This window comes from Microbacterium nymphoidis (assembly GCF_021044885.1).
GTDB lineage: Bacteria > Actinomycetota > Actinomycetes > Actinomycetales > Microbacteriaceae > Microbacterium > Microbacterium nymphoidis.
Genome location: NZ_JAJNOD010000001.1, coordinates 800,191 through 823,963, shown reverse-complemented (window position 1 = coordinate 823,963; position 23,773 = coordinate 800,191). Strand labels below are relative to the sequence as shown.

Annotated in this window: 19 protein-coding genes; 8 read left to right on the top strand and 11 right to left on the bottom strand. The window is 65.3% G+C overall.

Going from position 1 to position 23,773, the window contains the following annotated elements; genetic code table 11:
* Positions 1–12: 12 nt before the first annotated feature.
* Positions 13–2,460, bottom strand: coding sequence for a DNA gyrase/topoisomerase IV subunit A (locus tag LQ566_RS03965; RefSeq protein WP_231090285.1), 2,448 nt, complete (start codon positions 2,458–2,460; stop codon positions 13–15).
* Between the two features lie 136 nt (positions 2,461–2,596).
* On the opposite strand from LQ566_RS03965, the gene LQ566_RS03960 reads away from it, so the two are divergent.
* A complete protein-coding gene (locus tag LQ566_RS03960; protein ID WP_231090284.1) occupies positions 2,597–3,667 on the top strand; it encodes an alkaline phosphatase family protein in 1,071 nt (356 codons plus the stop codon).
* 7 nt (positions 3,668–3,674) lie between these two features.
* On the opposite strand, the gene sepH is transcribed toward LQ566_RS03960, so the two are convergent.
* Positions 3,675–4,772, bottom strand: coding sequence for a septation protein SepH (gene sepH, locus LQ566_RS03955; protein ID WP_231090283.1), 1,098 nt, complete (start codon positions 4,770–4,772; stop codon positions 3,675–3,677).
* Positions 4,773–4,993: 221 nt separating this feature from the next.
* On the opposite strand from sepH, the gene LQ566_RS03950 reads away from it, so the two are divergent.
* A complete protein-coding gene (locus tag LQ566_RS03950; protein WP_231090282.1) occupies positions 4,994–5,287 on the top strand; it encodes a DUF4193 domain-containing protein in 294 nt (97 codons plus the stop codon).
* Here the strand turns inward: LQ566_RS03950 and LQ566_RS03945 are convergent.
* A complete protein-coding gene (locus tag LQ566_RS03945) occupies positions 5,262–5,732 on the bottom strand; it encodes a DUF3093 domain-containing protein (protein WP_231090281.1) in 471 nt (156 codons plus the stop codon). The two genes, LQ566_RS03950 and LQ566_RS03945, sit on opposite strands and share 26 nt — an antisense overlap.
* A 33-nt stretch (positions 5,733–5,765) precedes the next feature.
* Between LQ566_RS03945 and dut the strand changes: the two genes are divergently transcribed.
* The 6 genes from dut to LQ566_RS03915 all read left to right on the top strand — a co-directional run bounded on the left by dut (position 5,766) and on the right by LQ566_RS03915 (position 12,800).
* Positions 5,766–6,221, top strand: a complete 456-nt coding sequence (gene dut, locus LQ566_RS03940) for a dUTP diphosphatase (RefSeq protein WP_231090280.1) — start codon at positions 5,766–5,768, stop codon at positions 6,219–6,221.
* Complete coding sequence (locus LQ566_RS03935; RefSeq protein WP_231090279.1) at positions 6,218–6,808, top strand: DUF3710 domain-containing protein; 591 nt, start codon at positions 6,218–6,220, stop codon at positions 6,806–6,808. Before dut ends, LQ566_RS03935 begins: the two co-directional genes overlap by 4 nt.
* Before the next feature lie 65 nt (positions 6,809–6,873).
* The gene (locus LQ566_RS03930; RefSeq protein WP_231091371.1) at positions 6,874–7,647 is read left to right on the top strand and encodes a DUF3159 domain-containing protein; all 774 of its coding nucleotides are present in this window, start codon (positions 6,874–6,876) and stop codon (positions 7,645–7,647) included.
* Between the two features lie 241 nt (positions 7,648–7,888).
* Positions 7,889–10,729, top strand: a complete 2,841-nt coding sequence (gene acnA / locus LQ566_RS03925; protein ID WP_231090278.1) for an aconitate hydratase AcnA — start codon at positions 7,889–7,891, stop codon at positions 10,727–10,729.
* 418 nt (positions 10,730–11,147) lie between these two features.
* Positions 11,148–12,425: a hypothetical protein gene (locus LQ566_RS03920; RefSeq protein WP_231090277.1), complete on the top strand. Its 1,278-nt coding sequence runs from the start codon at positions 11,148–11,150 to the stop codon at positions 12,423–12,425.
* 159 nt (positions 12,426–12,584) lie between these two features.
* Positions 12,585–12,800 carry a helix-turn-helix domain-containing protein gene (locus LQ566_RS03915; RefSeq protein ID WP_231090276.1) on the top strand — a complete coding sequence of 72 codons (216 nt, stop codon included), beginning with the start codon at positions 12,585–12,587 and terminating at the stop codon, positions 12,798–12,800.
* Between the two features lie 72 nt (positions 12,801–12,872).
* Here the strand turns inward: LQ566_RS03915 and LQ566_RS03910 are convergent, their stop codons facing one another.
* From LQ566_RS03910 to LQ566_RS03875, 8 genes are all read right to left on the bottom strand, one after another.
* Positions 12,873–13,415 (bottom strand): hypothetical protein, encoded by a 543-nt coding sequence (locus LQ566_RS03910; RefSeq protein WP_231090275.1) that lies wholly within the window; start codon positions 13,413–13,415, stop codon positions 12,873–12,875.
* Positions 13,399–14,898 (bottom strand): reverse transcriptase domain-containing protein, encoded by a 1,500-nt coding sequence (locus tag LQ566_RS03905; RefSeq protein ID WP_231090274.1) that lies wholly within the window; start codon positions 14,896–14,898, stop codon positions 13,399–13,401. Before LQ566_RS03905 ends, LQ566_RS03910 begins: the two co-directional genes overlap by 17 nt.
* 123 nt (positions 14,899–15,021) lie before the next feature.
* A complete protein-coding gene (locus tag LQ566_RS03900) occupies positions 15,022–15,744 on the bottom strand; it encodes a DUF8606 domain-containing protein (RefSeq protein WP_231090273.1) in 723 nt (240 codons plus the stop codon).
* A 354-nt stretch (positions 15,745–16,098) separates the two neighbouring features.
* On the bottom strand, positions 16,099–17,295 hold the full coding sequence (locus LQ566_RS03895; RefSeq protein ID WP_231090272.1) for a GIY-YIG nuclease family protein: 1,197 nt from the start codon (positions 17,293–17,295) through the stop codon (positions 16,099–16,101).
* Positions 17,292–19,274, bottom strand: coding sequence for a DEAD/DEAH box helicase (locus LQ566_RS03890; RefSeq protein WP_231090271.1), 1,983 nt, complete (start codon positions 19,272–19,274; stop codon positions 17,292–17,294). The genes LQ566_RS03895 and LQ566_RS03890 overlap by 4 nt, the downstream gene beginning before the upstream one ends.
* The gene (locus tag LQ566_RS03885) at positions 19,271–21,988 is read right to left on the bottom strand and encodes a DNA methyltransferase (RefSeq protein ID WP_231090270.1); all 2,718 of its coding nucleotides are present in this window, start codon (positions 21,986–21,988) and stop codon (positions 19,271–19,273) included. Before LQ566_RS03885 ends, LQ566_RS03890 begins: the two co-directional genes overlap by 4 nt.
* A 481-nt stretch (positions 21,989–22,469) precedes the next feature.
* A complete protein-coding gene (locus LQ566_RS03880) occupies positions 22,470–22,751 on the bottom strand; it encodes a hypothetical protein (RefSeq protein ID WP_231090269.1) in 282 nt (93 codons plus the stop codon).
* A 427-nt stretch (positions 22,752–23,178) separates the two neighbouring features.
* Positions 23,179–23,763 (bottom strand): LysM peptidoglycan-binding domain-containing protein, encoded by a 585-nt coding sequence (locus LQ566_RS03875; RefSeq protein WP_231090268.1) that lies wholly within the window; start codon positions 23,761–23,763, stop codon positions 23,179–23,181.
* Between the last annotated feature and the right edge of the window lie 10 nt (positions 23,764–23,773).

The window sequence follows — 23,773 nt, the reverse complement described above, 5'->3', positions numbered from 1 at the left end:
GATGAAGCAGCGTCAGGCGATCGCGGTGCCGACCCAGGCGATGGCGGACTCCAACGGCACACCGGACCCGTCGCGCTTGGCGCCCCCGGCGGGGAGCTGACGCACTGCACCATCGGCGCCGATCGCCCGCGGGTCTTCGCCCACCCATGCCAGGGTCAGGCGATCCTCGCCCTTCAACAGTGCCTGGGAACGCACGCCACCCGTGGCGCGTCCCTTGCCCGGGAACTCGGCGAAGTCGCTCACCTTCGCCCGCCCCGCGTCGGTGCCGGCGAGCATGGCGTCAGAGCCGGAGACGGTGACCACCTGTGCGGCAGCTCCGGGAGCCACCGCGCCGAAGAAGATGACGGATGCACCCGCGCCGAGCTTGATGCCCGCCATACCGCCCGCGGGGGCACCCTGAGGCCGCACGCTCTCGGCGGGGAAGTGCAGTAGCTGCGTGTCACTGGAAACGAGCACGAGCTCCGCGTCGTCGGGTGCTGGAACGGCGCCGACGACCATGTCCTTGGTCTTCAGCGAGATGATCTCCAGCTCCGGACGGACGGGGAGTGCGGAGGGGATGACGCGCTTGACGACGCCGTCGCGGGTGCCGAGCGCCAGGGGAGTGTTGTCGTCGAAGCGGATGAGCGCGAGGATGCGCTCGGCCTTGTCGGTGATGCCGAGGTAGTCCTTGAGCGCCACACCCGCGGCGAGCTGTACCGACGCCGGCGGCACCGAGGGCAGGTCGACGGGGGAGAAGCGCAGCACACGCCCGTGGGAGGTCACCGCGCCGATCTCGCTCCGAGTCGTCGTGTGCAGGCGTGCGAGCACCGCATCGTGCTTGCTGCGTCGCGTCGGCGGCGTCAGCGGGGTCTCGCCGTCGCCGTCCACGCGCACCGCGCGGCCGGACGCGGACAGCAGCAGCAGCGTCGGCGCGTCCGCGAACTGCAGGTCGGCAGCGGCCGCTGCCCGTGCCGTGCGGGCCTTCGGCGGTGCGGCGTTGAGCAACAGCGTGCGCCGTGGCGTCCCGTAGGCTTCCGCGGCAGCGTCGAGCTCGCGCGCGACCTGGCCGCGCAACAGCACCGGGTCACCGAGCAGGCGTTCGAGCTCTTCGATCTCGGCCGTCAGCTTGTCCCGCTCGGTTTCCAGCTCGATCCGGGAGAACTTCGTCAGGCGCCGCAGGCGCAGCTCCAGGATGTACTCGGCCTGACGCTCGGAGAGATCGAACACCTGCTGAAGTCGCGAACGAGCCGCATCCGAGTCATCGGAGGTCCGGATGACCTGGATGACCTCGTCGATGTCGAGGATCGCGATGAGCAGGCCCTCGACCAAGTGCAGACGTTCGCGTCTCCGGTCGAGGCGGTACTGGCTGCGCCGTGTGACCACTTCGATCCGGTGGTCGAGGTACACCCGCAGCAGCTCTTTGAGCCCCATCGTCTGGGGCTGACCGTCCACCAGGGCGACGTTGTTGATCGAGAACGAGTCCTCGAGCGGTGTGAAACGGTAGAGGGCCTCCAGCACCGCGGCGGGATCGAACCCGGTCTTGACGGTGATCACCATCCGGAGACCGTGGTTGCGGTCGGTGAAGTCGTGGACGTCGCTGATGCCCTGCAGCTTCTTCGCCGTCACGGCGTCCTTGAGCTTCTCGATCACCCGCTCGGGACCGACCTGATAGGGCAGCTCGGTGACGACGATGCCGGTCTTGCGCGGGCCCAGCGACTCGATCGACGTCTTGGCGCGCACCTTGAACGCGCCGCGCCCGGTGGCGTAGGCGTCCTTGACGCCGTCCAGACCCATGACGATGCCGCCGGAGGGGAAGTCGGGCCCCGGCACGAACTCCATGAGCTCTTCGGTGGTGGCCTCGGGGTTCTCCAGCAGGTGGACCGCCGCGGCGACGACCTCGATCAGGTTGTGCGGCGCCATGTTGGTGGCCATGCCCACGGCGATGCCGCTCGCGCCGTTCACGAGCAGGTTCGGGAATGCGGCAGGCAGCACGGCCGGCTGCTGGTACTGACCGTCGTAGTTCGGGATGAAGTCGACGACGTCCTCGTCGAGGCTCTCCGTCATCGCCATCGCGGGGGGCGCCATGCGCGCCTCGGTGTACCGGGAAGCGGCGGGCCCGTCATCGAGGGAGCCGAAGTTGCCGTGACCGTCCACCAGCGGGACCCGCAGGGAGAACGGCTGCGCGAGACGCACCAGGGCGTCGTAGATGGCTGAGTCGCCGTGCGGGTGCAGCTTGCCCATGACATCGCCGACCACGCGCGCGCTCTTGACGTGGCCACGGTCGGGGCGAAGGCCCATCTCGGCCATCTGGTACAGGATGCGGCGTTGCACCGGCTTCATCCCGTCGCGGGCATCGGGCAGAGCGCGAGAATAGATGACCGAATAGGCGTACTCGAGGAATGATCCCTGCATCTCCGCCGAGACATCGACGTCTTCGATGCGCTCGACGACGGGCTCGATATCGGTCGACTTGCGTGCCATGCGGTGTGGATCTCCGGAGACTCGGGTGGAGGGAAACGCCCTGACAGCAGGGGTGCATCGGGGAAATGTGCGAGACTGGGCCCCGATGTCCCTCATGCTACCTGCCGCGCCCGCGCACGCTCGGAGCATCACCGGGGTGGCGTCGGATGTCCTGGAATCGCTGGGGAGCGAGGGACGATTCGGTTCCGCACGCTCCGGGGTGCTCTGTGTCGTCGACGGTCTCGGCGCCCTGCAACTGCGGGCCCACACCGGGCACGCGCGGCGCCTCGGCTCGCTCATGCGGCGCCGGGATGTGGCGCGGTCGGTCTTCCCATCCACCACGGCGGCCGCCCTGACCTCGCTGCTCACCGGATCCGACCCCGGGCAGCACGGGCTCGTGGGCTACAAGGTCCTCGATCCCGGCTCCGACATGCTGGTCAACCAGCTCAGCGGCTGGGAACGCGAAGGTGTCGATCCGCGCACCTGGCAGCGCAGCGAGACCGTGTTCGAGCGCGCAGCGTCCGAGGGACGTCCGTCGTTCGCGGTCGGACCGGGGGAGTATGCCGACTCCGGCTTTACGCGCGCCATTCTGCGCGGGAGCGAGTACGTGGCTGTCGACAACATCTCCAACCGGGTCTCGGTGGCTGTGCGCCTTGCCGCGCAGCACGAGGGTGCACTGGTGTATTGCTACCTGCCGGAGGTTGACAAGGCCGGCCACAAATTCGGTGTCGCCTCGCCGCAGTGGCGCGCGGCTCTCGAAGACGTCGACGGCGCCTTCATGGTTCCGATTCCGGACGACATCGGTCTCGTCATGACGGCTGATCACGGCATGATCGACGTGCCGCGATTCCGCCACGTGCTCCTCGGGGAGGACGACCCGCGCTGGGACGGGGTGGCGCACGTCGGCGGCGAGCCGCGGATGCTGCACGTCTATACCGAATCGGGCGCCGACCGGTCTCGCGTTCATGCCCGCTGGGCGGCCGATGCGCAGAACACGGCCGATGTGATCACGCGCGACGAGGCGATCGCGCTCGGTCTGTTCGGCGAGGTCCATCCCGAAGTCGCGCCGCGAATCGGTGATCTGCTCGTGGTCAGTCGCGGGATCTGGGCCTACTACGACGATCGCGGAACCGACACCCGTCCCCAGAAGATGGTCGGCCAGCACGGCGGCATCACGCCGGAGGAGACGATCGTGCCGCTCATCCGCGCCGGAGCCTTCGCGGTCTGAGCGCGGGTCAGTCCTCGGTACGTGCGCCGAAGACGATCTCGTCCCAGCTGGGCATCGACGTGCGTCCGCGCCGCCCCTTGCCGTTGTCACGCTCGGCGGCCGCCTGCTTCTCCGCGACGATCTCGGCGTCGTCCCCGGCCTCCACCGGGGCGGGCGCCGGCGCGGGTGCTGCCGGAGTGGCATCGATGCGGGCCAGCGGGGCGGGTGCTGTGACCAGTCCCGGACCGGCGCCCTCGTCTTCCAAAGCGGGTGCGGGCTCGCGCTGACCACGGCGGCGCCGTAGCGCTTCCAGAAGGTCAGCGGTGTCGGGGTGCGTGGGGCGGTCGGGCTCCGGGGCGCGATTCATGGCGGCGTCCACGGCCGTGCTGGGCCGCTGCGGGGTCTCGGCGCCGTCCCCGGCGTCGGACGGTGCAGGATCGGGCAGGCGCCGGGGGCCGAAGGCGCCGCTGTCGAAGCGGGACTCGTCCTTCCATGGCGTCGCTGTCGTCGCTGCCGCCGTTGCGGGCGTCGTGTCCAGCGCCCGCAGGCGGGGGATGAGGCCCTCGGGGAGCGACCCCTGACGCGACAGCTGCGTCGCGGCGGAGTTCTGCGGGGACAGCGTGCTGCGCCGCGGATCGAAGCCCCAGCGTGCGTCGTGCTCGACCTCTCCGGAGACGAACTCGAGCTTGACGATCCAGCCGTCCTCGCCCTTCCAGCTGGTCCAGCGCTCACCGGAGGCCTCCGCTTCGGCGAGCTTGGCCCGGATGGCCATGCCGAAACTCAGCGTTCCATCGGGTTCGACTTCGCTGCCGACCAGCACCGGGACCGCCAGCGCCTGGCTCACGATGTGCTCGCGTTCGGCCAGCACCGGGCCTTCGTAGCGCTGCACTGCCTCCACGGTGGTGCCCAACAGCTCCGCCACCTCTGTGGTGGACAGACCGGCGCGGATGTGGGTCTGGATGTCGCGGGGGCTCGCATGCGGCGCCTCCGGGGCGGCTTCCCGGCGCGCGGCCTTCTTCAGCTCGGTCCGCAGGACGTCATCGATGGCGAGCGCATAACGGTCGCCGGCCTCGGTGACCAGGACGAGTCGTTCGCCCTCGGTACCGATGATGGTGAGCTGTTCCATTTCGCCACGCCTCTTCCGCTGTGTGGGTTCGTTTCATGCTCCCACGCGCACCGGCAGAGGCGGGGAATACCGCGGGCGTGCCGCGAGTTTGATCGGCTGCGAGGGATGCATGGCGAAGCTGGGAAAACACCCATTTGCGAAACTTCCCACGGTCATGCAAACTATCGCCGCCTGTTCACACAGGTGACCCCCACATTTACGGAAGAAGAGATATACCCGTCATGGCCACCGATTACGACGCACCCCGCAAGAACGAGGACGAAAGCGAGTCGATCGAGGCCCTCAAGGAACGCGTACCCGACAAGGCGTCCGGGTCGATCGATTCCGAGGATGCAGACAACCCCTCAGGGTTCGAGCTCCCCGGCGCCGACCTCTCCGACCTCGAACTCGACGTCGTCGTGCTTCCCCCCCAGGAGGACGAGTTCACCTGCGTGAGCTGCTTCCTGGTCAAGCACCGTTCCCAGCTGGACCACGAGACCGCTTCCGGTCCTATCTGTCGGGAGTGCGCTGCGTAAGCTGCGCAGCGACGATCGCCGCAGCCAGGCGATCCGGTGTCCGGGAGGACACCACCCAGACCGGCGTCGGGTCGGCGGGATCGATCACGGGAATCGTGACGATGCCGTCGATCCCGCCCCGGATCAGATGCCAAGCCCGCGCATCGAGGCCCTGACCTCGAGCAGCGCGGGCTTCGTCGTTCACGGCGTGTGCGGGAGTTCCCAGCAAGTCCACGGGAATGTGAGCGCGACCCGCGCGCAGCTCGCCGCCGGAGATCTCCACGCGAGGGGAAAGCGCGATCAGGGCGCAGATGATGGCGAAGCCGACGGCAGCTCCGATGGCCAATGCGATCGTCGGCTCCACGCGGACGAACACCAGCGCCACCATGGGTGCAACCACCGCTGCGGACAGCAGGATCCAGAGGGAGGGCGTGAGACGCTCGCGGTAGGTGGGGGTGGAGGTCATTCTTCGCCCTGCATTCTGCATTACCCTCGTGGGGTGACCGATTCCGTTGACGTCCTCATTGTCGCATCCGAGCCTCCGAGCTACGCCCACCCCGGTGACGCCGGCGCCGACCTGCGCTCCGCGGTGGCTCTGCGACTGGAGCCGGGTGAGCGGGCCCTCGTTCCCACCGGCGTCTCGATCGCCCTGCCTGACGGCTATGCGGCCTTCGTGGTTCCTCGCAGCGGTCTTGCTGCCAAGCACGGGATCACGATCGTCAACTCGCCCGGGACCGTCGATGCGGGCTATCGCGGCGAGATCAAGGTCTCCCTGCTGAACACCGATCGCAAGGCCGCGTATGACGTGGCCGTCGGCGACCGGATCGCTCAGCTCATCGTCATGCCGGTCACCCGTGCCACCTTCATCCCCGTGGCGGAGCTTCCCGGCTCCGCGCGAGGCGAGGGCGGATTCGGATCCACCGGTTACGGCACACAGACAGGAGTGAACGCATGAGCGACGAGACGCCCACGTCGGCCGAGAAGTCCGCACCCGAGGACCGCGCCACCAGCGGCCCGTTCGACGAGTCGGAGGCGAACCCGGTTCGCCCCTACATCGATCTCGGGGGCATCAAGGTGCTGCCGCGCGAAGGGCTCAACCTGCGCCTCGAGGTGGAGGAGCAGAGCAAGCGGATCGTCGCGGTCGGGCTCGACTACGCCGACTCGTCGCTGCAGGTGCAGCCTTTCGCGGCGCCGCGCACCACGGGACTCTGGGAGGAGACCCGCGCGCAGATCAGCGAGCAGGTGCGCCAGCAGGGCGGGCGAGTGGAGGAGCGGGAGGGGCCCCTCGGTCCCGAGCTTCTCGCCGAGGTGCCCGTCGTGGCGGGCAGCTCATCCGAGATGCGGCTGGCTCGGTTCGTCGGAGTCGACGGCCCGCGCTGGTTCCTGCGCGGTGTCATCGGCGGTGCTGCCACCAATGACACGGCGGCGGCCGAGCAGGTCGAGGACCTGTTCCGCTCGATCGTCGTGGTGCGCGGCGGCTCGCCGATGCCGCCGCGCGATCTCATCCCGCTGAAGATGCCGGCAGCGCCGGGAGCGGCGTGACCGACAAGCAGGGGAGCGGCTCCACGTCTGACGGCGGATCCACCGCTGACAGCGAGGGCACCGCGCTGACGCCGCCCGAGCCCTCCGCCTCGGACCTGCTGAGCGCCGCGCTCGGCAATGCGGCGCGCCAGGCCGGTCTTGATCCCTCGCGGCAGGCATCCACCGGACACGTGGTGTGGGCGGCCATGGGGGGCTGGCGCGGGATCGCCGAGAGCGTGCTGCCGAGTCTCGCCTTCATCCTCGCCTTCACGCTGTGGACCGGCGACAGCATGCAGAAGCTCATCCCGGCCCTCATCATCTCTGTCGGCCTGGCGGTCGTTTTCACGGTGCTGCGGCTGATGGCGCGCTCCACGCCCACGGCGGCGATCGGCGGGCTGATGGCTGCGGTCGTCGCGGCGGCTCTGGCGCTGTTCACCGGCAATGCATCGAACAACTTCGTCCCCGGACTCATCACCAACGCCGCCTACGGGCTGGCGCTGCTGGTCTCCGCGCTGATCGGCTGGTCACTCATCGGGCTGGCAGCGGGGTACCTGATGGGAGAGGGCACCGCGTGGCGACGTTCCAAGCGCAAGCGGCGAGTGTACTTCTGGCTCGCCATCGCCTGGGCGGCGCTGTTCTTCCTGCGCCTGGCCGTGCAGTTCCCGGTCTACCTGGCGTCGCTGCAGCCCGGAAGCGAGTCCAGCGCGGTCGCGCTGCTCGGCACACTGAAGCTCGTGATGGGGCTGCCGCTGTTCGCCCCGCTGGTGGCCGTGACGTGGCTGACCGTCCGCGCCTTGTACCGTCGCGCCGATGCCGGATCCGCCGACGGCCCCGCCGCTGCAGCGCCCGCCACGGACTGATCCGACGGCGACACGCCGCAGTGGGTACGACCGGTCGGTCGCACCCACTGCGGCGTTGTGGCGTGGCTGCCGAGCGGCGGCCCGCATCGTGATAGATTTATCTTGACGTCAAGATAAATTCCCTGCTGTTGCGAGCGGCGTTCGCGGCGCACACTGGTTAGGCGGGCCTTGCTAGCCCTGATCGGTTCGGCGCTCCAAGATGGAACGCAGCGGTGACGAAAGACGCTAAGGAGAGAACCTCGTGTCAACGGTGAACAGCTTCGGTGCACAGAGCACCCTGACGGTCGGCAGCACCGACTATGAGATCTTCCGGATCGATCAGGTCCCGGGTTACGAGAAGCTCCCCTTCAGCCTGAAGGTGCTGCTGGAGAACCTCCTGCGCACCGAGGACGGCGCGAACGTGACCAAGGAGCAGATCCAGGCTCTCGGCTCCTGGAACCCGGATGCCGATCCCGACACCGAGATCCAGTTCACGCCGGCCCGCGTTGTCATGCAGGACTTCACCGGTGTGCCCTGCATCGTGGACCTCGCCACCATGCGTGAGGCTGTCACCGCCCTCGGCGGCGACCCGAGCAAGATCAACCCGCTCTCGCCCGCCGAGATGGTCATCGACCACTCGGTGATCGCGGACCTGTTCGGCCGGCCCGACGCCATCGAGCGCAACGTCGAGATCGAGTACGAGCGCAACGGCGAGCGCTACCAGTTCCTGCGCTGGGGCCAGACCGCCTTCGATGACTTCAAGGTCGTTCCCCCGGGCACCGGAATCGTCCACCAGGTCAACATCGAGCACCTGGCGAAGGTCATCTACGACCGCAACGTCAACGGCGTGCTGCGCGCCTACCCCGACACCTGCGTCGGCACCGACTCGCACACCACGATGGTCAACGGCCTGGGTGTGCTGGGCTGGGGCGTGGGCGGCATCGAGGCCGAGGCCGCCATGCTCGGCCAGCCCGTCTCCATGCTGATCCCGCGTGTGGTCGGCTTCAAGCTGACCGGGGAGATCCCCGCGGGCGTCACCGCGACGGACGTGGTCCTCACGATCACCGACATGCTGCGCAAGCACGGCGTGGTCGGCAAGTTCGTCGAGTTCTACGGTGAGGGCGTCGGCTCGGTGCCGCTGGCCAACCGCGCCACCATCGGCAACATGTCGCCGGAGTTCGGCTCCACCGCGGCCATGTTCCCGATCGACGACGTGACGCTGGACTACCTGCGTCTCACCGGTCGCGACGAGCACGCCGTGGCTCTCGTCGAGGCGTACGCGAAGGAGCAGAAGCTCTGGCACGACGCCGCGAACGAGCCCTCGTACTCCGAGTACATGGAGCTGGACCTGTCGACGGTCGTCCCGTCCATCGCCGGCCCGAAGCGTCCGCAGGACCGCATCCTGCTGTCCGAGGCCAAGACCCAGTTCGAGCAGGACATCCTGAACTACGCCGAGGCCACGCCCGTGGACGTGGCGGACGCCGGATCGTTCCCCGCCTCCGACGCTGGTTCGGTCCCGGGTGAGGAGGTCGAGATCGAGGCGGCCGTGACGGCGCCCAAGGTGCTCGCGTCCTCCGCGGCCCCGCAGGCCTCCAACCCGGTCGAGGTCACCACGCCCGAGGGCCAGAAGTACATCCTCGACAATGGCGCGGTCACCCTCGCCGCCATCACCTCGTGCACCAACACGTCCAACCCCTCGGTGATGATCGCCGCGGGTCTGCTCGCACGCAAGGCGCGCGAGAAGGGCCTGAAGCAGAAGCCGTGGGTCAAGACCACGCTCGGCCCGGGCTCGAAGGTCGTCACCGACTACTACGAGAAGTCCGGACTCGACAAGGACCTCGAGGGTCTCGGGTTCTACACCGTTGGCTACGGCTGCACCATCTGCATCGGTAACTCCGGTCCGCTCATCCCCGAGGTCTCGGGCGCCATCAACGACCACGACCTTGCTGTCACGGCCGTGCTGTCCGGCAACCGCAACTTCGAGGGTCGTATCAGCCCCGACGTGAAGATGAACTACCTGGCCTCGCCGCCGCTGGTGGTCGCCTACGCTCTGGCCGGCTCGATGCACTTCGACTTCGACAACGACGCGCTCGGTGTCGACGGCGAGGGCAACGACGTGTTCCTCAAGGACATCTGGCCCGCCCCGGAGGAGGTGCAGGAGATCATCGACTCCTCCATCTCGCGCGAGCAGTTCATCACCCAGTACGCCACCGTTTTCGACGGCGACGAGCGCTGGAAGAGCCTGCCCACCCCGACCGGTCCGGTCTTCGAGTGGGACGCCGATTCGACCTACGTGCGCAAGGCGCCGTACTTCGACGGTATGACGATGGAGCTCACCCCGGTGACCGACATCGTCGGCGCGCGCGTGATGGCGACGCTGGGCGACTCGGTCACGACCGACCACATCAGCCCGGCCGGAAACATCAAGGCGGGTACGCCCGCCGCGCAGTACCTCACCGAGCACGGTGTGGCCCAGAAGGACTTCAACTCCTACGGCTCGCGCCGTGGAAACCACGAGGTGATGATCCGCGGCACGTTCGCGAACATCCGCCTGAAGAACCAGCTGGTGCGTGCGGTCAACGACGGCGCCGAGGTGGAGGGTGGCTTCACCCGCGACTTCACCCAGCCCGGTGGTCCGCAGTCCTACATCTACGACGCGTCGCAGAACTACCAGGCACAGGGCACGCCCCTCGTCGTCTTCGGCGGCAAGGAGTACGGTTCGGGTTCGTCGCGCGACTGGGCTGCCAAGGGCACCAGCCTGCTGGGCGTCAAGGCGGTCATCACCGAGAGCTTCGAGCGCATCCACCGCTCCAACCTCATCGGCATGGGTGTGGTCCCGCTGCAGTTCCCCGCCGGTGAGAGCTGGGCATCGCTCGGCCTCGACGGCACGGAGATCGTCTCGATCGAGGGCCTGGAGGCGCTGAACGAGGGCGTCACCCCGAAGACGGTCAAGGTCACCGCGACCCCGAGCGAGTTCTCGCCCGAGGGCAAGCAGGAGGTCGTGTTCGACGCCGTGGTGCGCATCGACACCCCCGGTGAGGCCGACTACTACCGCAACGGCGGCATCTTGCAGTACGTGCTTCGCGGACTTGCCGGTAGTTGAGTTTCTGCTCGCAAATGAGTCGGCCTGAGACGCGGTAGCTTGCTGCTTCGTTAGTTGTTCCAGAGTCTCGCACGTGTGCGTCGCCGAACCTAGGTTCGGCGACGCACACGTGTGTACGAGGCCGATTGAATCGGCCTCACGTCGGCCTCCAACGGTTCCAGGTGGATCAAGACAATTCGGCCTGCGGTGTGTCGGACTGTGGCGGTGGCCCCGTGCGAGCGGACAATCGCGTGCGATCGACGAACGGACCACACAATGATGATCCCGTCGATCAGGTCGGTCTCGTCATCCCGACGGTCATGGTGATTCCGAAGCCTGACGTTCGACGGAGGGGACTGCTGCACGGATAGGTGACATCTGATCAAGCTTGCCCGGAGTGTGTAAGTCGATGTCGGAGCGGGCATGTATTGTCCTGCCTATGAGCACGGAGCGTCCCGGGGAGCATCGCGACGACGAAATCGACGGCGGTGATCGCATCGAACTCGTAAGTGACGGGGAGAACATTCTCGTCGTTGGGGCTGATCGAGGCATCGTGCAGCGGGCTCTGGACGCCTACGGGCTCATGAAGGGTGCCAGCGAGGTGGGCCTCGAAAGGCTCTCACCGATGATCCAGGTCGGTGCTTCGCTCGCGCAGGAAGCGACGAAAGCGGCCGGTGGGTTCGGCATGTGGCTCAAGGTCACGCCTGAGTCCGCCAAAGCGATCCAAGACGCTGGCCTGATCGACACGGGTGTCAAGGGTGTGAAGTACGCCATGGTTGGCGTGCCGGGGAAAGTGCAGTCCTGGGTCTCGGTGGAGACCGGCGTTGGGGCATCGCCCACCAACCCGGCGGTGCTCGCCGGTGCCGCGGGCGTCCTCGCCCAGGCCGCGCGGCAGCGGGAGGTCGCCCAGCTCAAGGCGTTGCTCGAAACGATCGACGGCAAGCTCGATGCGGCGCTCCGCAACCAGCGCGACGAGCTTCTGGGCGACCTCGAAGGCATCGAGGACGAACTGCGCGAGGCTTTCGTCATCCGCGACCGTGAGGGCCGCGCGGACGAGATCGCCTGGTCGAAGGTCCAGGGCGAGTCGTCGGCCATCAAGAAGACGCTGAGGAAGGCGTTACGCAGGCTCGGCGGACTGGCGGAGGACCTCGAGAGCAAGAAGAGACTCAAGGACATCTCCGTCAGCATCCCAGCCATCCAAGGCGAAGCCGAGTGCTGGCTGTCGGTCGTGGTGCGCTGCTTCCAGCTCCAGGATCAGATGGCCGTGCTCGAGGTCGATCGAGTGCTTGAGATCGATCCCGGCAACGTGAACAACCGTCGTTTGTCCCTTGAAGAGTTCAGAGACGAGCACCGAGCCCAGGTGTTCGAGACTGCGTCGGAGCTCATACGGCGCATGGACGCGGCTGCGACGCGCGCAGACCGGCAGGGGATCTGGCATAAGAACAAGGCACTCGCGGCCGTACAGGCGATCGATGTGACCAAAAAGTCGATCACCGGCTTGGTGAAATCCATCGGCGTGGAGCTGGCGCTGGACGTGATCCGGAGCACCGACTGGAAAGAAGCGTTCAAGAGCAAGGAACATCTGAAGGCGGCCGGCAAGGAAGCGGGAATCACGGCGCTGAAGGGCCTCGGCGCGGCAGCCGTCACTGTGGTGGCCCTCGTCGTATCCAAGGACAAGGTGGGAGACCTCCTCGGCGGCAAGGGATCCTCTGCGTGAGTGCCCGGCCGTGGTCTCCGACCTGACCCGAGCGTCGCGCCAAGACGCCGGAGGCGTCACTGGCACCCGTGGTGCGTAGAGTGCTGACCTGGGCACACTCCTAAAGGGGAAGTGTTAAGTACCTGGTACTTATCACTTTCTATCGGGAGCACTTGATGAGTGCCTTCTCTCAAGTCAGTCCTCGGTGCGCGCGTGCGCGAGATCCGGCAGGCCCGCGGGCAGACGCAAGAGGCCCTGACCGAGCATCTCGGGGTCACCCAGCGGTACCTCGCCGGCATCGAGCGCGGCGAGCGGAACCTCACGCTGGACTCGATCGAAGCGCTGGCGGCGCAGCTCGGGGTCGGCGCAGCGTCGTTGCTTCTGCGAACCGAGTGAGTCCGCACGACTAACGCCGCCGAGGTCTGCGGAGGGTCATCTCTTCCGGCGATGTGCGTCGCAGATGATTGCTTATCGCGCCACGACGGAAGCCTGACGGCGACCTGCCGCGTCATCCAGGGCTCGGACGTACTGACTGACGATCTTGATGGCTTTCGGCACCGTCCCCTCGGTGCAAATTACCTTGTCACCGTCCGCGTACGCGCCTAGCTTCCTCTCGAAATCGGCTAGAAGGGAGAGCTGCTTGGCGAGGCTCTTTCTCTGCAGATGAGTGATTCTGCCGCCTCCGTGGGCGATCGCATTGCGCAGATCGACGATCAGATCGAAATCCTGCGAGACGCTCTGCCCGGACAGGGCGACGCCGAACGTGTTCAACCACTTGCGTCGCTCGGACCAGCTCTGGCGCAGTTGGGTGCCCACGAGATCCGCCACGGCGCGTTCGAAGGTCGTCGTGTCGCTGAGGTGTCGGGAGGAGAGCGCTTCGAGGAGTTCGTCGATGTAGACTTCGGCGATCGAGCTGACGCGCAGAATCGCGTATTCGGGCTCCGCGGTCGAGTCCGCGTCCGCGATGCCGATCAGCGCCCGCTCCGCGAACTCGCTAAGCACCGGGGGCATCGGCTTTGCTTCCCCATTCGTGCGCTGCCTTGAACAATGGTGACGCGCCGATGATCGACTTCGTCAAGCTGGTGCTTTGCGATGCGCCTGAGCGCCCGAGCGCCGCGGCCAGTCCAGGTCTGGTGATCCGGGTCGCGCGACCGAAGAGGTCCCCGAGGTGATGTTCTGGCAGCGAATCCCAACCCGCCAGAACCCAGGCGGCTTCGGCTCGCACGATCTCGTGCTCGTCTTTGAGCTGTGCGACGACCCAGTCTCGCAAGGCGGTCCACTCGGCAGAGTCGTCGATAATCGATGCCTCCGCTGCGCTCAGGAGCCAGATCTTCCCCCACGGGCTCTGGCGTTCCATCGCCGCCAGTTTAGCCAGCGACTTCAGATTCTCTACGGCTTCGTCGCTTCGCCTGCTGAAGTAGGCGATGATGCTGCTGAGCTTGAGCGGATCTATCCAGACCATCTGCGCCAGCACGTCATCGTTGATTCGTGTGCTCGCCGGGCCGAGCGATCGGATGGCTTTGGAGACCAGTCGAGGAGGGACGCCCGAATCCCTTGGGTCGGTGGTCCAATCCAGGAGGAGCCGGCGAAACGCCTCGTGCAGCGCCTCGGGCTCGGTCGGCTCGATCTCGATCTCACCCGGCTCGCCGTACCAGTCCATCACGTCGTCGAAGACGGTGAGGTCAGCCATCGCTTCTTTGAAGTACTTTTCCACCAAGGCCTGCAGCGCATCTTCGTCCTCACGGAGGGTCGACGCGAGTCTCACCGTGGTCTTTTCGGACGACAGCACGAGCCCGATCGACCGAGCGGCTTCAGCGGCGTGTTCGATGATCCGGTGCGCTTCGCCCCAGGACTGCGCGAGGACGCGGAAGTCATCGGCGTAGCGCGCCAGCTCATACCCTTGCCGAAGCAGCTCTCGTTCCAGTATCCCGAGGTAGACGTCGCCGAGAAGGTCGCTTGACGAGGTCATCTGAGGCAGCCCCCGAGCGAAGCCGAAGGCTTCTCCGAGAAGATCGATGATCGCCTCGACGGACGGGCGGTCGAGCGTTTGCACGAGCAGCTCGCGCTTGAGCACTTGATGGTCCACGTATTCGTACATCGATGCGATGTCGATGGACACGACGTACTTCGGAGAAGCCTCGTCCTGGGGGAGTCCGAACTTGCTGAACGCGGCCCAGTTCTCCGTGCCTCGCGACTCCGACGGCAATGCGGGACGCAGACGGTCCACCAGGGCATCGAACAGCGCGCGGTCACGCCCTGACAGCACGGTCACGGGACGTGGGCCAAACCCCTTCCTGGGCATGCTGAAGGTAGCGGAGGAGACCCGAGTACCAGAAGAGAAGTCGGCGTTGACGGAACCCGCGAGCTTGCCTGTCGTCTCGGTGAGCGCCCGCTCCGAGATGAGCACGGGGAGGCGATCCAGGCTCTTGGTCGTCACCTGAGCGGCTGCCTCCTGCAGCTTGAGGCTCTTCAGCAGGTCGGGACTCAGTTTCACGGATGCTCTCCCAAAGACGGGCGACGTTCTCCAAAGGAGATGTCAGCTCTTGTAGTGGTCGTTTGCCCAATCGGCGACGCGGTTGACCCTGCAATCGGCGGTGTCTGCCGGCTGCGGCTCTGCTCAGTCGTCAAGGCCGAACTCGTCGGTTACCTGCTCGATGGTGAACTTCTGTCGCAGTTTCGCCGCGGTGTTCTGGTTCGCGAACATCCCGTTCTTCCATACCGCCTGCTCGCGTGGCACCGTCCTCGTCCATTTGACGGGCACGACCCACTCCGCACTCTCGTCCTCAATGTCGCCCTCGTGGCGATAGTTGCCGATGAGCGGGAGGCTCTGCAGCGGGCTCTCGACGCCGTCGACATCGACCAGGGACTCGTCGAAGCGGCGGGCCTCGCCGATCACGGTCCCGACGCCGACGTAGCCGGCCTTGGGGATGTGGACGAAGACGCGCGCGCCGATCGGTAGGTTCTTCAAGGTCCGGGAGAACCACGCGCCGCCGCCGCCCGAGACGAAGCCGTACTTCTGCCCGTCGGCCCACTGGCGGGTGCCGCTGTCCTCGCCGAACGCGACGTACCAGTCGCTGCCGTTCCATGCCTCGCGGGTCTTTGGCTGCCGGGCGAGAGCCGCGCCGGGAGCCTGCTGGCCCTCGTTCTCGACCAGCCAGGTGCGGGCGAGGTATTTCGCCCCGTTGTCTTCGAAGTGGCGGAAGAAGACGACGTTGATCGGCACGGCGAATCCCTCGTTGAGAAACCGGACGATGCGCTCGGTGGCCGCGTCGACGCTCGCGGCGACGATGGTGAACGTCTGTGTGCTGTTGACCTCCTCGGGAGGGTCTCGTTGAAGCACTCCGCGAAGGCTTCCTCGAGCGCGACCCCGGGCTTGTACGCCTCGAAAATGGCCTGGATCTGGGAGCGGCCTAGCCCCGCGACCCAGGATCCGTAGTCCAGAGCCTGCGCGGTGACGTCGCGCGGAGTCTTGTCCCGCTTGAGCTCGATGACATGCACCGCGGCGGTCTCATCGAGCGCGAGCAGGTCGATGAACCCGCCGAAAGCTGTGGGGACCTGGCGGCCGATGATGAGCAGCGCATCGCCGAGCATCGAGGGGTCGGACTCGATGTAGGTCTCGAGCTGTGACTCGAGTCCGATCGAGGTCGGGACGATGCGGCTGAGCCGACCGCCGTCCGCGCGCCACAGGCCCATTTCAACTGCCACGATTACTCCGTTCGACCAGTTTCTGCTCTACCCGGTCATATTCGTAGTCGACGATCTCGCCGGACATGATCATGGCAACGGCTTGGTTCACGACGTTGCGCGGGACAACGAACCACTCCGACGGATCGTAGTCGTGGCCCTTCCGGTCGATCTGCGTCAAGTCCAGCCGCACGTCGGCGAACACGCGGTGCAAAAGGTTCTCGAGAGCCGAAGCCTTGATGTTGTAGACGCGATAGTCCGCGACGATCTCGACGGGGGCCATCAGGTACGTCGGTGACGTCGACGCCCCCTTCACACGTTGCTCCACGCTCGTCGTCGAGAAGCCGATCTTGTGCAGGTCCGTGATGTTCGCGATCACCGGATCCTCCGAGAGGGACTGCAGGACGTAGATGTGACCACTCTCGATGTCAGCGTCCAGCACGTCACTCACATCGTGCCCTGTCCGCGCCAGAACCTGCCCCTGAGCCTCGTAGAGGCGCGTCATGAGGCTCTGCCGATACATGGCCGATTCCGTGCCGTTCTCGAACACGACGCGGAGCCGCTGCTTCTGCGTGCGCTTTCCGCCGACGACGAGATCGACGTTCTCGCCGACTTCGGCGACGAAGCACATCACTCCGCTCAGCACGAAGAACACACCCTCACGGATCAGATCCATACCCGTGAACGGCCTGAGCGTGAACGTTCCGTCCTTCAACTCAGCGTGCTTCGCTTTGAACAGCGGCTCAAACTGCTCGAAGTCATTCGCCTTGACGCGCTGGGCCACGGAGTCCGCTGATTCGGGGCGCTTGATCACTGGCAGGTCCGACACATCGAGGATCCCTGCGTCGTCGTCCAAGAGCTCGTCGAGGTCGTCGCCCTCCAGCAGGTCGTCAATGGACGCCGGCGCGGCAGGGGCCTCGAGGAGCCCGAACTCGTCGAGGTGCTTGACGGCCTCAGCTTTCGCTTCGTTGGCCAGGAATCCGTCCAGGCGAGCTCCAAGCTTGCGCTCGGCGATCTCGCGCGTCTGCGAGCTGGGTAGCCGCCCCTCGGTGCGTCGGAACTCCTGGATCTCAAGGAAGGCTCGTTCCAAGCGATCTGACGAGGTGAGCTTCTTCGGCTTTTCAGGCGCATTCAGCATCTCGTCGTCGAGAATGTCGTCAAGGGTGATGACGAGATCCTCGTTGGACGTGAAGTCGACTGGCGTCATGACGGTTCTCCTTTCTCCGTCGCAGCTTTCTCCGCCTTGCGCTGTGCTGCCAACTTCTGCAGGAACAACAGGGCCGCGGCCAGCCGCTTCTCGGTGGGATCGTCGGAGCGGATATCCGGGTTCTTGCCGTGTACCTGCTTCCAGGTCTTGATCTTCGGGAACAGCGCCAGGGCCTCTTCCTCGGAGAACTCGATCTTCGTCGACGTGATTGTGTCCTGGATCAGGCGCAGCACTGACGGCGTGACCGACTTGGATAGCACCTCGAATGCGCGCTGGAATGGGTTCACCGAGTCGATGAGGTTGATGTTCAGCTCGTCGATGTTCACGAACTTCTCGGCCATCTTGATGAACCGCTGGTCCCCAACAGGCCTCACTTCGCTGTTCTTGATCACCGAGTCCACGACGACCTGCTGGCGCACCTCCTCGACCTGCTCCTCGGAAAGGTCCGGGTATTTCTCCCGAATGATCTTCGGGATCAGCACCTTGTTCGTCGTCTCGGCATCGACCGACCCCGCTGCGGCCCTGGCGAACGTGTCGTCTTGCAGGATCACCGCCTTCAGGTCGTTTAGGTCTGTCGCGACGATCTGCTTCACGCGATCACTAGTGGGCTCCTTAAAGCCCTTGATCTTCAGCTCGCCCTTCTTTGCGGGCTCGTCGTCGAACTTCTTCGTCTTGAAGTTGAAGTTCGGCGCGAGGACCTGCTCCATGAGTAGCGAGGCGGTGATCGCCTTCAGCATGTTGTTCACTGACACCTTGACCTCGCCCTGCGAAGCATCCGGCTCGGCGATCAGGTTCGTGAACTGCGCATGCGACTTGCCGGGGCTGTCACGGGTGACGCGTCCGATTATCTGGATGACTTCGGTGAGAGACGCACGGTAGCCGACCGTCAGAGCGTGCTCCGCGAATGGCCAGTCGAAGCCCTCCTTCGCCATGCCCAGCGCGATGATGATGTCGACGCCGTCGCGCTCCTTCGATGCCGTGTGCGACAGATAGTGCAGCGTGTCGCCGCGCTTCTTCTGGTCGGTGTCGTCGACGAGGTCCGCGACCCGCACGATCTCCCCGGTGTCCTCGCGGCGCACGCTGATGATGCCCGTCTCGGGATCGGTCGACTCGACGTGGCCGATCGCGTCGATGATGCGGCCGACTTCCTCGATCTTGTCCTTCGTTGACTCGCCGGAGTTCACGCTCGGGATGTGCACGATCGTCTTCTTGTTGAGGGCGAGCACCTCGTGGATCGCGTCGGTGTACCGGCCCTGGTAGAAGTGGTGCCCGATGCCGAGCGACCGCAGGTGCTCGTAGCCGTTGAGCTGGTCGTAGTAGTTGAACGTGACTGGCGTGAACTTCGCTTCATCCTCAGGCGACAGTACCGGCACCGAGTCGCCGCGGAAGTACGAGCCGGTCATCGCCACGATATGAACGTCCGACCCGTTCATCACGTCGCGGAGTAGGGCTCCCAGTCGTGACGTCTCCGTGTCGGCAGAGACGTGATGGAACTCGTCGATCGCCAGCACGGTGCCGTTGAACGATTCCGGAGCCAGCTTTTCGAACGCGAAGCGCAGAGTCGCGTGGGTGCAGACGAGCACCGCGTCGGGGCCCTCGAGGAACTCGATGAACGCGTCGACCTTGCCTGCCGATGAGCCCGCGTCACACAGGTTGTTCTCGTCCTTGATCTCCCAGTCCGCCCAGAATCCATGCTTGGTCAGCGCCGTCGACGCGAATGACGCACCGATCGAGCGTTCCGGCACCGCGACGATGACCTTCTTGCGGCCCTGGTTGTAGAGCTTGTCCAATGCCACGAACATCAGCGCGCGCGACTTGCCTGACGCCGGCGGGGCCTTCACCAGCAGATGCTGGGCATCGCGCTGCTCGAAGACGCGCTGCTGCATCTCGCGCATTCCCAGGGCGTCGGTGTTCACCGAGGCCTTCGTCTGCGCGTACGTGACGTCGACGATGTTGACGGGCTTGTTGATCGCGTTCACTTCGCAGTCCTCCGGGTCTTCTTCGCCGGGGCCTTCGCGGCCTCCTCGGCAGTCATGCGCTCGTACATGGCGAACAGGTCCGACAGCCGCTGCTCGTCAGTCTCATAGGGCTTCTTCGAGTAGATCGAGTCGACCACCGCATCTACCGCCTGGTGCGCTTGACGGAGATCCTGCGGCATCTTGTCGGGGTCGTAGAGCTCGGCCAGCGTCTGCTCGCAGTGGTACTCGCGCACGTCGAGCACGCGCAGAGCCGCGACCGTCAGCTTCTCCTTCATTGCCTCCGACAGGGGTGGGACTGGGAAGTTGTTGTAGACGATCGTGTTGGAATACCGATAGTCGGTTTTCATCTGGCCGCCGACGGCCGCGGTCCAGGCCATGTGCATCTTGGACGTCAGGAGACTGAAAAGCCAAGGTTCAGCGTCGTACACCGCGAAGGCTGCATTTGAGATAACTGTGTCGGGGCCGAGGTAGCCAATCGGGATGTACTCCCGCCGAGCCGAGGAAACGCTCGGTACGATGATCGAGTCAGTCGGCTTGTAGCTGATCTGTACAAACCGATGAGGCTGGGCTGCGAACGCCACTGTGCTCGACGCTTTGCTTTCGGATCGTTCATCGGCCACGCGTCGAAGCCGCGCCGCCACAGAAGGAATCTTACGTGCGGTCGCGGCTTCATGATCTGTGATCCACAGACAGTACCGTTCGCCATCGTTGATTGCTTCAGACGAGCCGACGTATCGCTTTATGAACGGCTCGGCTTCGGGATCACCCGCCAGCAACTCTGCCCGCTCGCTCGGCGATAGGATGAGCCCACCGCCGTCACGGGGCATCGAGCCGAACGCCATCTCGGGGAGTGGACCGAGCGGCGTCTTGCGTCTCTCGATGAAAATCATCGCGCCGTCCGCGAGATATCCGTTGATGGTGCGCGCCGCGATCTGCAGATCATCCGTGTAGATGTACTTCGGATCCGCCGACGTATTCCGCAGGCCGATGACCGCAACAGTCACGCCCGCGTTGCGCTTCGCGTTGTTCTCCCATTTGAATGATGTATAGGCGAATCCGATCTCGATGCCCTTGGCGAAGATCATCGGGAACATCAGCGCGACGTGCTCACCCTGCGCCACCGAGTTCGTTGTGACGAACGCCAAAGTGGCAGATGTGCCTTCGATGTAGTCGCTTCCTTTGACGAACCAGAGAGCGATGTAGTCGAGGTTCTTCGAGTGCGGGCGACCCTTGAACACGAAGTCGTAGTCCGCCTTCTGCTCTTTGGTCTGAGTCTTCGCCCCCGCATACGGCGGATTGCCGATCAGGTAAATCTCCGACTCGCCGTCGTTCGGGCAGACGTCGTTCCAGTCCACGCGCGTTGCGTTGCCGGCCTTGATCTGCCCGGTCTCCTTCAGCGGGATCAGGGGGATCTCGACGCGGAACTTCTCGCGGAACTCGCGGTTCATCTGGTGCTTCGCGATCCACAGCGACAAAATTGCCACCTCCACGGCGAAGTCGTCGATCTCGATGCCAAAGAAGTTCTCGATGCTGATCGTCGAGTCGGCCCAGAGCACCTGGTGCGACGGGCTGAGCTCGGCGAGCCGCTCCAGGATCGCGTGCTCCAGCTTGCGCAGCTCCTTGTAGGCGATGACGAGGAAGTTGCCCGATCCACACGCAGGGTCGAACACTTTGATATCCGTGATGCGGTCGAGCAGGCGCATCAGCCGCCGCTCGCTGTCTTGAGCCTCGTTGAGCTCGGTCTTCAGGTCATCGAGGAAGAGCGGCTCGATCGTCTTCAGGATGTTCGGCACAGAGGTGTAGTGCTGGCCCAAGTCACTGCGCTTGCCCGGCGTCACGATCGCCTGGAACATTGAGCCGAAGATGTCGGGGTTGATGTCGCGCCAGATGAGCGTGCCTGAGGCGATGAGCTCGTCTCGCGCCTGCTTCGTGAAGCGCGGCACGACCTGATCGTCTTTTACCGTGAACAGTCGGCCGTTCACGTAGGGGAACTCGGCGAGGTGCTTCGGCTTGTCAGCCGTGTTCTCTGTATCGAGTGCCTTGAATAGGTCGGTCAGGAACTCAGCGAGGTCCGAGCCATCGGACTGCGTCTGGGAGCCGATCGCGTTCGTGAACTGGTTGTCGCCAAAGATGCCCGTGTCTTCCGCGAAGAAGCAGAACAACAGACGAGTGAAGAAAATGTTGAGCGAATGACGACCTCGCTCGTCGTCGAAGATGCCGGGGTTGGCCTGCAGCAGCTCGTCGAACAGCTTCCCCATGCGCTCGGCGGCTCTGACGTCAGCGTGAGACTCCGCCACGTACTGTGCCTTCTCCATGCCGGCCCACGGCAGGAAGAAGGTGAAATGCTGGTCAAGTTCGCGGATCGGAAAGCCGATCGTCTCGTTCGTCTTGATGTCGTGAGCGACCAACTCGGCGTAGTCGGTGACAATGACGAAGCGGGTGCTGAAGCGGACCACCGCGGGACTCGACTTGAGATCTTCGATGACCTCGAGCGGGTCGCTGGTCGTCTCCTTGAAGTAGACGACGTTCTTCTGTGCGACCTCAGTCGACGGATCGATGGCCACGTTGAGCGAGCCGTTGCGCAGCCTCGTGACGTTGCCCTGGGGCTTCCCGTATGCGAGCAGCAGGTCGAAGATGAACTCTCGATCGTACGTCTCTCGGGCGGCTAGTGGAGCGACGCGCTCCTCGACAGCCTTGAGGCTGAGTCTCGCCATAGGGATGTCCTACTTTCACGCATATCGCGTCGGGGAAGCCATTTAGGGCACTTTCTGCCCTCCCCAGGTCCCAGGCATCGGTGCGTGTTTATCCTATCGACGGGGCACGACGGCGTACCTGGTCGGCACGCTCGCGGAGTATTGATGGCGAGTCGGCGCGGACCTCATCTGAAGTCGCTGAACGGGTCGACCAGGCTCTGACCCCGTGCTCGGGGCCCACGAACGCGATCGTCGCGCCCGTGCCGTCGGCGCTCAACGCATTGTCCGGCTCGCAGTCGCTTCCGCATACCGAGCATGTGCGGTAGCCGTCGCTCGCAGGCACGCGCATTGGCACGCCATCGACGTCGCCGAGGTCCTCGTAATCTATGACTTTGAGTCGATGCGTGGTGACCTGTGCCCCGTCAAGCGTTCTGCTTCCGCCGCTCACGTAGGACTTTGGCCTGAGCATCGGCAGCGGCCGACCAGCGTGCGCGGACCCGGATCAGTCGGCCTTCCCGCGCCTCTCTGCCACCCAGGTGTCGAACAACGCCCGCACCTCCGGCTCAGTGAGCGGGCGCGCGGTGCGCGTGACGTAGTAATCAACGAACCTGCGCACGTCGGACGGGTAGTAGACGGGGCCGTCCGGTCCCATGGCGTGGGCCTTCATCATTATGTAATCGTGAAACTGCAGCATGTGCTCGCCGAGGACATCAGCGAGAAGTTCCTCCGAGTACCCGAGCTCATGGTCGGGCTCGGGGAGCGGATCCGCATCGTGCATTGCCATGGTCCAATTCTCGCTTTGTCTACCGACTCTCGGGAGTGCAGCGTGGGACCGAGCGGCTCTGCCCGGAGGTAGAGCCGCTCGGCCTCCAGCTCGATGCTGCGCCGCTGTGTCGACGGGGGTCCCGTGTGTCCTGGAGGCCGTGAGTCCGTGTGGAGATGCTGCCTTGGCGGTACTTGCCCGTCGGATCGCCGAATCCGCATGTATACATGCTGCGGTAGCGGTAGTTCGTCTTGGGTTAGGAATTATCGCTTGACCTGGAATTTGATGATGCCGAGGTTATTCCTGAGGGCCCAAATGCTCGAACTTGCGTGTGTGGCGGCATCTTGCAGTACGTGCTGCGTTCGCTGGTCTGATCTCGCTCGTTCGCAGGCCCCCGGTGCTTCGGTGCCGGGGGCCTCGTCGTTGCCTCGGTGGGATCCGGCGACGATCAGTCGTCGTAGGGGGAGACCCAATCGGTGACCAGATCCGCATCGAGCGTCAGGACATCGCCGGGCTGGATCTCACCGGACGGATAGCCGTTGAGGGTGCCGAGTGCGATGCCGTTGTAGATGCAGAAACGGTCGCCGATGATGTCCAGGACGTCGCCGGGGGCGACGGTGTAGGTCGCCGGGCGGCCTTCGCTGTCTGTGGCGGCCTCGCCCGTCGCGAACTCCCGCACGCCCCTGTCCACCAGCTCGGCGCCGAGCATCTCGGCGTGCATGGGGCCGCCGTCGATCGAACCGATCCAGATGTACGCCGGTTCCGCACAACCCTCCGGCCTGCCTGCGGGGATCAGCATTCCGTTGCCGAGGTTGACGAAGTCCACGGGACCGTCGGTGACTTCTTCGGGTGTTGGCCCGGGGGTGGGCGGAGAGCTGAATGCGGGGGTCTGCGCCGGCTGAGATGTGGTGACCGCGGTAACGGTGTCCGGCGTCTCGGAGATGGGCACAAGCAGGGGCGTGACGGCGAGCGCGCACAGGCCTGCGACAACGACGCCGGACAGGACGCACGCGACCACCGCGGGTGTTCTCATCGCGCCAGCC